This is a genomic window from Terrihabitans rhizophilus (assembly GCF_033898525.1).
Classification (GTDB): domain Bacteria; phylum Pseudomonadota; class Alphaproteobacteria; order Rhizobiales; family Methylopilaceae; genus Flaviflagellibacter; species Flaviflagellibacter rhizophilus.
Genome location: NZ_JAXAFJ010000001.1, coordinates 560,887 through 573,883 on the forward strand (window position 1 = coordinate 560,887; position 12,997 = coordinate 573,883).

Sequence of the window (12,997 nt, forward strand, 5' to 3'; positions counted from 1 at the left end):
GCGCCCTAGATCTCGTAGACGAACTCATCCATGGGATTGCGGCCGAAGCGCTCCATCTCGGCCAGGGTGCGCTTGTCCAGCACCTGCGCCAAAGCCTCACGCGCTTCAAGCATGAGCAGCCGCACCTTGCACTCGTCCTCGCTGACGCAATCCTGGCAGCGCGAGTAGAAGTTGCGGCTGACGCAGGGCACGGCCGCGAGTGGGCCATCGAGCGTGCGGATGATGTCGCCGACGATGATCTGGTCGGACGGACGCGCAAGCATGTAGCCGCCGCCGCGCCCGGGCTTGCTGGTCAGGAATTTGGCCTGCCGCAATTCATTGAGGATCGCGTCGAGAAACTTCTTGGGAATGCCGTGCCTGGCGGCGATGTCGGCGATCAGCGCGGGCTTGCCCTGCGGCATGCCCGCGAGATGGGCCATGGCCTTGAGGCCGTATTTTGCTTTGGCTGTCAGCATCGCTTCCTACGCAGCTAATGGATGGACCGCCGCGAGACAAGCTCCTTCCCGAATTGCGGGGCAGGCGCTGGCTAGAAGATGAAATTGACCGAGGTCAGCAGCCAGCAGCCACGCGCCCATTCCACCCGCGCTCCATCCCCGTTCTCGTTGATCGAGCTCGTCCGGAACACAGGCGTGCCGGGCGAGAGCTGCAGCAGCGCCGCCTCCTCGGCCGTTGCGAAGCCGCCGCTGATGAGCGTTTCGAGGCGCCTGTATTTCTGAACGCCGTGGGCGAGATACGCATCGGTGACGGACTGACGCCGCAGGTAAGCGGGCTCGAAATTCGGCAGCAGCCGGGCCGGAAACAGCTTCGTGCTGGTGTAGATCGGTTGCCCGTCGGCGCAGCGCAGCCGTGAAAGGCGGATGACCGCCGTGCCGGGTTCGATGCAGAGCTGCCGGGCAATCTCGAGGTCGGCCGGCTCCTCGGCAAGGTGCAGCGTGCGCGTGGTCAGCACCTTGCCGTCGGCCTTGAGGCTTTCGGAAAAGCGGCTTCCATCCCGCACCATCAGCGTGGAGGGAAGGCTTCGCACGAAGACGCCCACGCCCTTGCGTGAGGTCAGGTGCCCTTCCTGCTGCAATTGCAGGAAGGCACGGCGCAGGGTGACGCGGGTGACGCCAAGTTTCTCAGCGATATGCACTTCGCCCGGAAGCTGCGCGCCGGGTTGCAGGTAGCCATTATCGATCAGCGTCAGCACGTAGTCGTAGATCTGCTGCCAGATCGGCGCGTCCGCCCGAGGGCGAAACACAAGGCCCTCGAAGCCGGAGATTGCGCCGCCGCCCGTGGGCTGCAGCCGGGTGCTCTTGTTCACGACCTCTACTCCGCAGCTGCGGCGAAAGCGCCGCCCGTCTGCTCGACCAGTGAACGCCGAGCATACACGATCTGGCCTGCGACCATTGTGAGGACGACCTGCGGATGCGCCGGATCGGATGCATCGACCAGCAGCAAATCGGCGCGGCGGCCGGGCTCCAGCACGCCCCGATCCGTCAATCCCGCCGCTTCCGCGGGATTGCGAGACACCAATGGCCAGGCCTCGGCCAACCCGCCGGGCATCTCCGCCGCCAGCTTGAAGGCCGCGTGCAGAGGCGAAGGATAATGGTAATCGCTGGTCAGCACGGTGCAGAGGCCCTGCCGCACGGCCTGCGTGGCATCCAGCGCGCCATTGTGGCTGCCGCCGCGCACCACATTCGGTGCGCCGAGGATGACGTGTTCGCCGGCACTGCGCGCCTCCGCCGCCGTCTCCAGGTTCATCGGGAACTCCGAGGAGGTTGCGCCCAGCGCGCGAAAACGCTGCCGTTCCTCGGGCGAGCATTCGTCATGGGCGAGCAGCACATTGCCCCGTTCGGTCGCGCGAGCGGCCATGGTCGCAACCGCGGCATCCACTTCCTCGCGGCGGCTCCAGACGCGCTCGAGCAGGGCCATGTAGTCCTCGCGGGACAGGCCGGACCGCTCTGCCATCTGCCCGATCTTGCGGGCGATATGGCCCTTCAGGACCGAGCCGGTCGTATGATCGTTGAAGGCCAGGATGGGCCGTGGCTCGGCATCGAGCCAGCCCGTCACCTCCTCCATCGCATCCAGCGCGAACGTCTCCCAGCGGATGTGGAGGCGCGTGTCGCAACCCAGCCGGGGGCGCAGGCGCGTCAGTTCTTCCAGCAGCCGCCGAGCCGCCTCGACGGAGCGCAGCCCCGGCTCCCAGGACACCGTCACGCCATGGAAGGCGGTGGTGATGCCGTTGGCCAGCATCTGCCGATCGGTGTCCAGCAGGGCCATGGCCGTGTCGAAGCGCACGCCCGGCCGGGGCATGATCTGGCGCTCGAAAGCATCCCCATGCACGTCCACGATCCCCGGCAGCACCGACAAACCGGCGGCATCGATCACCGATGCGGCGATGTCCTGCACGTCCGCTGCTACCTGCGCACCGGTGATCGCGATGTCGCGCTGTTGTCCGTCAGCGCCCACCGCGCCCCTGATGATCCAGCTCATGCATGCCCCCTCTTACGTTGTGGTCCTCAGGGGGCTCCTTAAGCCCGGCTGATGTCACGCACGCGTCACTTGCTGTCTATACAGAAAAGCAGGTCACAAGGTTCCTGTCTATACAGCAAAGGCTGACAGATGATCCGCACACTCGCTTCGGCGCTCGCCATTTCGCTCACCATGCTCCTTCCCGCCGCAGCCGAGCCCGTGCGGTTCGCCGTGACCGACGTGGAAGGCCTCGAAGCTCTCCAGCAGGAGTTCGGCGGCTTCCAGAAGTCGCTCCGGGAGATCACCGGCCTCGACATCCAGCTCATCCCCGTCAGCTCGCGCACCGCGGCCGTCGAAGCGATGAACTCGGGGCAGGTGGAACTGGTCCTCACCGGCCCGGCCGAATACGTCATCATGAAAGAGCTGAGCCAGCCGCGCATCGTGGTGGCCTGGCAGCGCCCGGACTACTTCGCTCAGATCGCCGTGCTGGCGAACGGGCCGATCAAGTCGCTGGACGACATGAAGGGCAAGAAGATCGCCTTCGGCTCCGTGGGCTCGACCTCGCAGCATCTCGGACCGGCGCAGGCCCTGGCCGATCACGGCCTGAACTATGACAAGGACTACCAGTCCGTCATCATCTCCCGGAACGTTGCCGCCGAGGCCCTCATCCGCGGCGACATCGCCGCCATCGGACTGAACTTCGGCCACCTCAACTCGATCCGCGCCGCGTTCCCCGATGCGGGCTTCACCGTGCTGGCCCGCGGCCGCGACCTGCCCAACGACATCCTCGTTGCCCGCAAGGACATCCCCGAAGAGGTCTTCACCAAGGTGCGCGACGCCTTCGTGAAGCATGGCCCGGACCTGATGAAGTCCGTGCTGACGGGCGACGACAACAAGAAGTTCAAGGGCGGCGTGTTCCTGACCGACATCAAGGACAGCGACTACGACTATGTCCGCTCGATGTACCGCACCATCGGCGTCGACACCTTCAACAAGTTCATGGACTGACGCGACCCGCCGGGCGGCGGCAAATCTGCCCGGCACCGCGCCTTCGGACCCATTCGCGAGACCGCACCGGCACATGCAAGACATCATCCGCACACGCGACCTCGCGAAGAGCTACGCCAATGGCCATCCCGTTTTCAGCGGGGTGGCAATCGACATTCGCTCCGACGAGCGCGTCGCACTGATCGGTTCCAACGGGGCAGGCAAGTCCACGCTGCTGAAATGCCTGATCGGCCTGCTGCCCTCCAGCACGGGCGAAATCGCCACGCTTGGCGAGACCTTCACCGCCACCCCCACGGCCGCGCAGCTCAACCGCCTGCGGCGTCAGATCGGCTTCGTGTTCCAGAACCACGGGCTGGTGAGCCGCCAGTCGGTGCTCACCAATGTCATCCAGGGCAAGCTCGGGCTTCCCGGCAGCTGGCGCGCATGGCATCATTCCACCGCCCGCCGCCAGTGGCGCGAGGAGGCGATGGATGTGCTCTCGGAGGTGCGGCTGGCTGACAAGGCCGCCTCGCGCGCCGACCAGCTGTCCGGCGGCCAAGCTCAGCGCGTTGCCATCGCCCGCGCCCTGATCCGCAAGCCCAAGCTCCTCATCGCCGACGAGCCCGCCGCCAGCCTCGACCCGGCGACGGGTCGCGACGTCATGCAGATCTTCTCCGATCTGGCGCACGAGCACGGCATCACGCTGGTCTACACCACGCACGATATGGACCACGCGCTGAACTATTCAGACCGCGTCATCGCGCTGAAATCCGGCGGGGTGTTCTTCGACCAGCCCACCTCAACGCTCACGCGGGACGATCTGCGCCATGTCTTCCATAGCTGAGCGCCTGCCGCCCTCGCGGCTGCCCCGCATCTCGCCGATCACCTTCACGCTGACGGTGGCGGCGGTGGCGCTCGTCATCGCCAGCATCGGCGAAGTTGCGCCCACGCCGGCACAGCTCGTCGACGGCGCACCTCGCATGGGCAACCTGCTCTCGCGCATGCTCCCGCCGAGCACTGATCCGGCCTTCCTCAGCCGCATGGGCTGGCGCATCGTCGAGACCTTCCAGATCGCACTGGTCGGCACCGTGTTCGGCGTCCTTCTCAGCCTGCCCTTCGCATGGATGTCCGCCAAGGGCATCACCCCCATCGGGCCCTTCCGGCACCTCTTCAAGGCCACCATCTCGCTGTTCCGCACCGTGCCCGATCTTGTCTGGGCGCTGCTCTTCGTCTCCACCCTCGGTCTCGGCGCGGTGGCCGGCACGATGACCATCGTGGTCGACACCATCGGCTTTTGCGGGCGGTTCTTCGGCGAGGCGATGGAGAACGCCGACAAGAAGTCCCAGGAGGCCCTGCGAGCCATCGGAGCCAGCCGGTTCTCTGTCCTGCTCGGCGCCGTCGTCCCTGACGCCATGCCGTCCATGATCAACACCAGCCTGTTCGCACTGGAAAAAGCGGTGCGATCCTCTGTGGTGCTCGGACTTGTCGGTGCGGGCGGCATCGGGCAGGAACTGAAGGTCGCGTTCGACCTGTTCCAGTACCGCAATGCCTCGGCCATCATCCTGGCCATCTTCCTGATCGTACTGGCGATGGAATTCGTTTCGGATCGCTTACGCGCGCGGTTCCAGTAGCCCTCTGCTCCGGCGCCCTGCGGGCCGGCTAGTTCAGTAAACAAATTGTCGCGCGCCTGGGATGCCATCTACCAGCGCGGCGACTCTTCTGCTACCAAAGTCGTAGCGGGGCTGAGGGGTACCTGCTCGGGCCAGCACTCCCAGAACTCGCTGGTCCGGTTCTCGTTCGTAGGTCCGGGAACGAGGGGCTGCTGCGAATCCAAGGGCGTGGCAGCCCCGCCTCGGCGGGTTGATCGGTCGGTATAGGTGCCTTGCAGGGGCACGTTTGGGATTGCTTCCGGCAGGCAGATGAAGCGCGGGCCTTCAGGCGCCACCTGCCCCCCGAGTCGTACAATTGTGTACCTGCCTGCTTCACCCGGAACCTACGGTTCATCAATCGGCTTACAGGCTTGGGCTCACGATCTCATCGATCGCAGCCGCACGCTCTCATAATAAGGCCGCCACATGCGCGTTCAGTCCTTCGCCGACGGGTATGCTTTGTCCAGTGCCGCGCCGCCAATCCTTTGCTTCTCGCATCTACGTTGGAATTTTGTCTATCAAAGGCCCCAACATCTTCTTGGTCGTGCTGCGCGGACTCGTACCGTCTACTTCTTCGAGGAGCCAGTGCATGCCGAGGTCGAGCAGCCCCGCTTGGACCTGTCGAGGCAACCGGAGGGCGTCGTCGTCGCCGTGCCTGTTCTTCCCAATGGGATGAACGGCCCTCAGGCCATCGAGGCGCAGCGTGACCTCGTCGACGACCTGGTGGAAAGCCTGCCGCACCGCCAATGGGTGCACTGGTACTACACACCGATGGCGCTTTCGTTCTCGCGGCACCTGAGCCCCGGTCTGTGCATCTACGACAATATGGATGAACTGTCGGCTTTTCGCGGCGCCCCACCCCGGATGGTGGCGCTCGAGCGGGAATTGCTTCGCCGTGCGGACATCGTCTTCACCGGAGGGCAGAGCCTCTTCGAGGCCAAGAAGGATCGGCATCCCAACGTCCACGCCTTTCCGAGCAGCATCGATGCCGGTCACTTCCACCAGGCGCGTGGCAAAGCCCTGGACGAGCCGGAGGATCAGGCCGCCATTCCTCATCCCCGGCTCGGTTTCTTCGGCGTCATCGACGAGCGGATGGACGTGGACCTCGTCGGCCGCATGGCCGATCTCAGGCCCGATTGGCAGTTCGTGATGATCGGGCCCGTCGTGAAGATCGACCCCGCCGCGCTGCCTCAGCGTCCGAACCTGCACTGGCTTGGCGGCAAGAGCTATCAGGAGCTGCCGGCTTATCTGTCGGGGTGGGATGCCGGCATCATGCCGTTCGCGATCAACGAATCCACCCGCTTCATCAGCCCGACAAAGACCCCGGAATTCCTCGCCGCAGGTCTCCCGGTCGTGTCCACCCCGATCCGGGACGTCATTCGGCCCTATGGAGATCTTGAGCTTGTCGAGATCGCTGCGGACGCCGAGACCTTCGTGCAGAAGGCGGAGGAGGCTATCGCCCGGGCCGGAGAGCCGTGGCTCGCACGTGTCGACGAGCACCTCGCCACGATGTCGTGGGACATGACATGGCAGAGCATGGACCAGTTGATGGCCAGTACGTCCCGGCGGCCGGCCATCACGGATCTGCCCGATGTGGCGGAGGCGATCCATGTTTGACTGGCTCATCGTCGGCGCCGGCTTTGCCGGCAGCGTGCTGGCGGAACGTCTCGCCACGGAACGCGGGGACAAGGTGCTCGTCATCGACCGCCGCCCGCATATCGGCGGCAACGCCTATGACCGTTACGACGATGCCGGCATCCTGATGCACCAGTACGGCCCGCACATCTTCCACACGAATTCGCGTCAGATTTTTGAACACCTCTCCCAATTCACTGAGTGGCGCCCGTACGAGCACAAGGTGCTGGCGGAGGTGGACGGAGTTCTTGTCCCGATCCCGATCAACCTGGACACGGTGAACACGCTCTACGGGCTGGACCTCACCTCCGAGGAACTGGAAGCGTGGTTTGCCGAGCGCGCGGAGCCGGTCGATGAGATCCGCACCTCCGAGGACGTGGTGGTCAGCAAGGTAGGGCGCGAACTCTACGAGAAATTCTTCCGCGGCTATACGCGCAAGCAATGGGGCGTCGACCCATCCGAACTCGACAAATCGGTCACGGCTCGCGTTCCCACCCGCACCAACAGGGATGACCGCTACTTCGGCGACGAGTTCCAGGTGATGCCGCTTCATGGCTACACCCGCATGTTCGAGAACATGCTCAACCACCCGAACATCAAGGTGATGCTGCAGACGGACTTCGCGGAGATCCGGGACGAGATCGCCTATGACCGCCTGATCTTCACGGGGCCCATCGACGAGTTCTTCGACTTCCGGTTCGGCAAGCTGCCCTACCGTTCACTGAGCTTCGACCACCAGACGCTCGACACCGAATGGCACCAGCCCGTTGCAGTCGTGAACTACCCGCAGACGCAGGACTACACGCGCGTCACCGAGTACAAGCACCTGACGGGCCAGCAGAGCGCGCGGACAACCCTGACCTACGAATATCCCGCCGATGTCGGCGATCCGTATTACCCGATCCCCCGGCCGGAGAACGCCGAACTGTTCAAGAAGTACGAGGCCCTTGCCAAGGAAACGCCCGATGTCTGGTTTGTCGGGCGGCTCGCCACCTACCGCTACTACAACATGGATCAGGTTGTCGGTCAGGCGCTCGCCACCTTCAGGCGCATCGAGGAAGCCCATCCCAAGACCCCGGCAGTTGCCGTGAACGGCGCAGCACCGCGGCTCGGGGTGGGTTGAGCATCATGGACCCGCTTACCCGGGGCAGCTTGCCCGAGGTTTGGGGCGGGGTTGAATGCACGATCGTGCGCCTGCGAAACCGCTGGCGCGACCAATCGGTCGAAACCGGGCATCGCGAGCGGCTGGACGATCTTGACCTGATCGCCGCACTCGGGATTCGCACCCTGCGCTATCCAGTGCTGTGGGAGACGGTGTCGCCCCACTCGCCCGATCATGCCGACTGGTCGTGGCATGACCGCCGGCTGGCAAGGCTGCGGGATCTGCGCATCCAGCCGATCGCCGGCCTTCTGCACCACGGCAGCGGTCCCGCCTATACGGACCTGCTCGATCGCGAGTTGCCGGAGAAGCTGGCGAAACATGCCGAGGCTGTCGCCCGCCGCTATCCGTGGATCGAGAGCTTCACGCCCGTCAACGAACCGCTGACCACTGCACGCTTCAGCGGGCTTTACGGCCACTGGTACCCGCATCATCGCAGCGTGCCGAGCCTGCTGCGCGCGCTGGTCAACCAATGCCGCGCCGTCGTCCTTTCGATGCAGGCTATCCGCCGCGTGACACCGGGTGCGCGGCTCGTACAGACCGAGGATCTGGGCAAGGCGTTCAGCACGCCCTTGCTCAGCTATCAGGCCGACTACGAGAATGCGCGGCGATGGCTGACCTTCGATCTTCTCACCGGCCGCCTCACACGCGGCCATGAGCTCTATGACCATCTTGTCGAAAACGGAATTCGCGAGGACGAGCTGTCGTTCTTCGCGGACCGGCCATGTCCGCCGGACGTGCTCGGCATCAACCACTACCTGACGAGCGAACGGTTTCTCGAGCATCGGCGGGATCGACTTCAGGGCCACCGAACCGGATCGAACGGCCGCCACCGCTATGCCGATCTCGAAGCCGTGCGCGCGGACCTGCCAGCGGGCAGCACGGGGCCCGAAGCGCGCCTCATCGAGGCTTGGGATCGCTACCGCTTGCCGGTTGCCGTTACCGAGGTGCACCACGGCTGCAGCCGCGACGAGCAACTGCGCTGGATGGACGAGGTCTGGAACGCGGCATTGGCCTCTCGCCAGCGCGGCGCCGACATCCGCGCCGTCACGGTCTGGGCCCTGTTCGGCGCCATGGACTGGAACAGCCTGCTCACCCGCCGCCACGGGCACTACGAGGTCGGCGCCTTCGACACGCGGAGCGCACCGCCCCGGATAACTGCCCTTGGCCGTGCGACGAAGCAGCTGGTGCAAAACGGCCGCATGGAACATCCCGTGCTCGATACCCCCGGATGGTGGCGGCGCGACGAGAGGCTCTACCGGCCCACCAGCTCCAAGGTGATCAGCCTGCGGACGCCTCGGCGCAAACTGCTGCTGGTCGGCGCGCCGGGCGTGCTGCGGGAAGGCGTCCTGAAGACCGCAAGGCACCGTGGGCTGGCCTGTGCGACAGCCGATGACGGCAGTCCTGACATCTTGGCGATGATCGAGCGTCACAGACCCTGGGCCGTGGTCCACACGGGCGGGAGCGAGGGCGGGGGGGCGGATCTCTCCGCCCTGGCGTCGGCGTGTGGAACGGCTGGCGTACCCTTGTTGACGTTCGGCGCCGATCCTTCGGAGGCTGCGCCAGATGCGGGTCGCCTCCCCGCTGGCGGTGTTCTCGCCATACGTCGAGGACCGCTCTTTGCGCCTTGGGAGGTGGATGACCTCATCTTCCCGCTTTTGGACAAGCTTGCCCTCGGGCGTCCGTTTTCTGCCCGTCAGATGCCGGACACAGCACCGAGCTATGTACCAGACCTGGTTCATGCGGCGCTCGATCTGCTCATCGACGGGGAGCGTGGCACCTGGCAGCTCACGAACGGGGGTGCGGTTTCGCACTGGGCGATCGCCCGCCGTCTTGCCGCACTTGGCGGCTATGACCCTCACCTCGTTCAGGCGGAAGCGGCAGCAGGCGTGGACAGCAGGCGGAGACCGGCTTCAGGGCACTGCGCGCTCATGCCAAGTCTCGACAGCGCATTGGGCCGCTACATCAGCGAATGCGAGGCGCCGGTACATCGGCCGGATGTCATCGCCGCAGAGTGAGCCGCAGAGCTCACCTCCAAAAGAAGCAGGGCAGGAAACCTCGGAGACAGTCTGAGACGGAGGCCAGAAATGGCGGAACCCTTATTTCAGAGTTTTCTGCTCGCGGGCTTCGAGTGTTCTTCGCACCGCCGTGCCGACGGGCGCAGGCTCGATCTGCTGTCGGCGACAGGACATGATCGTTGGGCCGCGTCGGACTACCGGCACATCTCGGAACTTGGGCTGAGAACCGCGCGCGACGGCCTTCGCTGGCACCTCGTCGAGAGAATACCCGGACATTACGACTGGTCGAGCTTCCTGCCGATGCTGGACGCGGCCGAAGAGGCCGGCGTGCAGGTCATCTGGGATCTTTGTCACTATGGCTGGCCGGACGACATCGACTTCTGGTCGCCGGCCTTCGTGGACCGCTTCGCCCGTTTTGCCGCGGCTGCCGCCGGCCTGGTGCGCGACCGTTCCGGGCGCCCCGCGTGGTACTGCCCCATCAATGAGATTTCGTTCTGGGCATGGGCCGGAGGAGACCAGGGCCGCATCAATCCCTGCGCCTTCGGACGCGGCGCAGAGGTCAAGCGCCAGCTTGTGCGCGCCTGGATCGCGGCGGTCGATGCGATACGGGAGGTCGATCCCTCTGCGCGCTTCACCAGCGCCGAGCCGCTGATCCACGTGACGAGCGGATCGCAGGACCCGCAGCACATCTACCAGGCCGAAGAGTACAGGCTGTTCCAGTACGAAGCGCTGGACATGGTGACCGGGCGGCGGGAGCCCGAACTTGGCGGGCGGCCGGACTGCCTCAACCTGCTCGGCCTGAACTTCTATCCGGATAACCAATGGTACTTCGATGGCCCGCCCATCCCGCTGGGACATCATGCCTACCGGCCGCTGGGCGACATGATCGCGGATGCGGCCCGTCGTTTCGGCGTTCCCGTCTTCCTTGCGGAGACGGGGGCGGAAGGCTCGGCCCGCGCCTCCTGGCTGCATTATGTGCTGGAGGAGGTGGCCCATGCAGTGGAGGCTGGAGTGCCCGTGGAGGGCGTGTGTCTTTATCCGGTGCTCGACTATCCGGGATGGGACAATGACCGGATGTGCCAGGTTGGGCTTCTTTCCACGGCAGATGCCGAGGGCCGGCGCGATGTCCATGGCCGCCTGCTTCGCGAGATGGAACGTCAGGTGCCGGGCCTGAAGCAGCAGCGCGACGCCGCCCGACGGCACTTCGCACATGAGGGCGCCCGGTCTTGAAACGCGTCTTCCGGCGGCCGCCGACGTCCGACGCGCAGGCGCGCGTGGACATCACCTCGGCCCCACCGCCCTTCCTGGAAGGTGCGTGGCCGTTCATCGTCCACTACCTGCATGGGCGGACCCTGCAGTTCGGGGCTTTGGCAGCCATGGTGGTCTGTGCCGCCGGCTGCGCGGTCGGCGTCCAGTACGTCATCAAGCTTCTCGTCGACGCGATGGCCGGCCCGCGCGATGCCGGTCTGGTCTGGATGCCGCTCGGCATTTTCATCACGCTGATCGCGGTCGAAAGCGTTCTCTGGCGGCTCAGCGGCTGGCTTGGTTGCCACGCCACGGTCGGTGCGGGCGTGGACATGCGGCTCGACCTGTTCGGTTACCTCAATGGCCAGCCCATGCGCTACTTCGCGGAGAACCTGGCCGGTTCGCTCGGCCACCGCATTACGTCGACGGCTGGCAATTTCGGCGCCCTCGTGAACACCGTGGTCTGGCGCATCCTGCCGCCGTGCGTGGATTTCGTCGGCGCGATCATCGTCTTCTCCATCGTGGACTGGCGGATGATGCTCGCCCTGGCCGGCTCGGTCATCGTCATCACGACCGGGCTCATCTTCTTCGGCGAGCGGGGGCGGCCCCTTCACCGCGCCTATGCCTCGGAGGCCAACCGCGCGGGTGGAGACCTCATCGACGTCATCACCAATATGTGGGCGGTCAAGTCGTTCTCGGCGCGGCAGCGTGAGGTGGAACGCCTCGGCCGGCACTTCGAGGTGGAGGCGGCGGCCCAGCGCAAGAGCTGGATGTACACGGAGAAGGCCCGTCTTCTCCACGATATCGCCCTCTGGTTCATGGCCGGCGCCATGCTCGGATGGGCGGTATGGCTGTGGACGCAGGGGGGCATCACGGCTGGCGACGTCATCGTGGTGAGCACGCTCACCTTCCGCATCCTGCATGGCTCCCGCGACATGGCTCTGTCGCTGGTGGACATGGTCCAGCAGTTTGGCTTCGTGGAGGACACGCTCCGCGTCATAGGACAGCCGCAGACGGTGTCCGACGCGCCCGGTGCCGTGCCGATGCGACCGGGCAGCGGTCGCATCGAATTCCGGGATGTAAGCTTTGGGTACGGAGCCGGTGCGGACGCTGTGCGCGGCATCAACCTCGTCATTCCGGCGGGGCAGAAGGTTGGCATCGTCGGACCGTCGGGTGCCGGCAAGTCAACCCTCATCCAGCTGCTGCAGCGCCTCTACGATGTCGGCTCCGGTGAAATCCTCATCGACGGGCAGCCGATCCGGTCCGTGAAGCAGGACAGCCTCAGGTCGGCGCTGGCCGTGGTGCCGCAGGAGATCCTGCTGTTCCACCGCCCGCTGATGGAGAACATTCTCTTCGCGCGCCCGGAGGCAACGGACGAAGAGGTGTTCGCAGCCGCCCGCGCTGCCCATTGCGACCGTTTCATCCGCCGCCTGTCCCACGGCTACGATACGGTGGTGGGAGAGCGGGGATCGAAGCTTTCCGGAGGGCAGCGGCAGCGGATCGGCATTGCCCGCGCATTTCTCAAGGCGGCACCCATCACCATCCTGGACGAGGCGACCTCTGCCCTCGACACGGAATCGGAAATGGAGATCCAGCGCACCCTGGTCCGCCTGATGCGCGGACGCACCGTGATCGCCGTGGCTCATCGGCTGTCCACGCTCACCGCGTTCGACCGCATCCTCGTGGTCGCGGACGGGCGCATCGTAGAGGACGGCTCGATTCAGGAACTGCGCCGCCGGGGCGGATTGTTCGAGCGCATGTGGCGTCTGCAGGCCGAAGGCCTCGATCACGAGCCCGAACCCCAGCCCGCCGAGGAAGCGATCCGGCCGCTGGAGCTCCATCCCGGATAG

11 protein-coding genes are annotated in these 12,997 nt (G+C 65.5%); 8 read left to right on the forward strand and 3 right to left on the reverse strand.

Translation table 11 applies throughout. From position 1 onward, the window contains the following. Positions 1–5 precede the first annotated feature (5 nt). From SCD90_RS02525 to SCD90_RS02535, 3 genes are all read right to left on the reverse strand, one after another. On the reverse strand, positions 6–455 hold the full coding sequence (locus tag SCD90_RS02525) for an RrF2 family transcriptional regulator (protein WP_319843040.1): 450 nt from the start codon (positions 453–455) through the stop codon (positions 6–8). A 71-nt stretch (positions 456–526) separates the two neighbouring features. After that, positions 527–1,303, reverse strand: a complete 777-nt coding sequence (gene phnF / locus SCD90_RS02530) for a phosphonate metabolism transcriptional regulator PhnF (protein WP_319843041.1) — start codon at positions 1,301–1,303, stop codon at positions 527–529. Positions 1,304–1,308: 5 nt separating this feature from the next. Next, the gene (locus tag SCD90_RS02535) at positions 1,309–2,475 is read right to left on the reverse strand and encodes an alpha-D-ribose 1-methylphosphonate 5-triphosphate diphosphatase (RefSeq protein ID WP_319843042.1); all 1,167 of its coding nucleotides are present in this window, start codon (positions 2,473–2,475) and stop codon (positions 1,309–1,311) included. A 129-nt stretch (positions 2,476–2,604) separates the two neighbouring features. Here SCD90_RS02535 and SCD90_RS02540 point away from each other — a divergent pair, with 129 nt between their 5' ends. From SCD90_RS02540 to SCD90_RS02575, 8 genes are all read left to right on the forward strand, one after another. Then, entirely contained in the window at positions 2,605–3,462 is an 858-nt protein-coding gene (locus SCD90_RS02540; RefSeq protein ID WP_319843043.1) for a PhnD/SsuA/transferrin family substrate-binding protein, read from the forward strand. 73 nt (positions 3,463–3,535) lie between these two features. Then, positions 3,536–4,285, forward strand: a complete 750-nt coding sequence (locus SCD90_RS02545) for a phosphonate ABC transporter ATP-binding protein (protein WP_319843044.1) — start codon at positions 3,536–3,538, stop codon at positions 4,283–4,285. After that, the gene (phnE, locus tag SCD90_RS02550; RefSeq protein WP_319843045.1) at positions 4,269–5,072 is read left to right on the forward strand and encodes a phosphonate ABC transporter, permease protein PhnE; all 804 of its coding nucleotides are present in this window, start codon (positions 4,269–4,271) and stop codon (positions 5,070–5,072) included. The genes SCD90_RS02545 and phnE overlap by 17 nt, the downstream gene beginning before the upstream one ends. A 630-nt stretch (positions 5,073–5,702) precedes the next feature. Then, positions 5,703–6,707: a glycosyltransferase gene (locus tag SCD90_RS02555; protein WP_319843046.1), complete on the forward strand. Its 1,005-nt coding sequence runs from the start codon at positions 5,703–5,705 to the stop codon at positions 6,705–6,707. Next, positions 6,700–7,848: a UDP-galactopyranose mutase gene (gene glf, locus SCD90_RS02560; RefSeq protein WP_319843047.1), complete on the forward strand. Its 1,149-nt coding sequence runs from the start codon at positions 6,700–6,702 to the stop codon at positions 7,846–7,848. The genes SCD90_RS02555 and glf overlap by 8 nt, the downstream gene beginning before the upstream one ends. Before the next feature lie 5 nt (positions 7,849–7,853). Then, a complete protein-coding gene (locus SCD90_RS02565; RefSeq protein WP_319843048.1) occupies positions 7,854–9,902 on the forward strand; it encodes a family 1 glycosylhydrolase in 2,049 nt (682 codons plus the stop codon). Between the two features lie 69 nt (positions 9,903–9,971). Continuing rightward, on the forward strand, positions 9,972–11,132 hold the full coding sequence (locus SCD90_RS02570) for a beta-glucosidase (protein ID WP_319843049.1): 1,161 nt from the start codon (positions 9,972–9,974) through the stop codon (positions 11,130–11,132). Next, on the forward strand, positions 11,129–12,997 hold the full coding sequence (locus SCD90_RS02575) for an ABC transporter ATP-binding protein (protein ID WP_319843050.1): 1,869 nt from the start codon (positions 11,129–11,131) through the stop codon (positions 12,995–12,997). Before SCD90_RS02570 ends, SCD90_RS02575 begins: the two co-directional genes overlap by 4 nt.

Coding starts and splice junctions, on each gene's coding strand:
- phnE (WP_319843045.1), top strand. CDS start 4,269: ATGTCTTCCATAGCTGAGCGCCTGCCGCCCTCGCGGCTGCCCCGCATC.
- SCD90_RS02545 (WP_319843044.1), top strand. CDS start 3,536: ATGCAAGACATCATCCGCACACGCGACCTCGCGAAGAGCTACGCCAAT.
- SCD90_RS02540 (WP_319843043.1), top strand. CDS start 2,605: ATGATCCGCACACTCGCTTCGGCGCTCGCCATTTCGCTCACCATGCTC.
- SCD90_RS02535 (WP_319843042.1), bottom strand. CDS start 2,475: ATGAGCTGGATCATCAGGGGCGCGGTGGGCGCTGACGGACAACAGCGC.
- SCD90_RS02525 (WP_319843040.1), bottom strand. CDS start 455: ATGCTGACAGCCAAAGCAAAATACGGCCTCAAGGCCATGGCCCATCTC.
- SCD90_RS02570 (WP_319843049.1), top strand. CDS start 9,972: ATGGCGGAACCCTTATTTCAGAGTTTTCTGCTCGCGGGCTTCGAGTGT.
- SCD90_RS02565 (WP_319843048.1), top strand. CDS start 7,854: ATGGACCCGCTTACCCGGGGCAGCTTGCCCGAGGTTTGGGGCGGGGTT.
- glf (WP_319843047.1), top strand. CDS start 6,700: ATGTTTGACTGGCTCATCGTCGGCGCCGGCTTTGCCGGCAGCGTGCTG.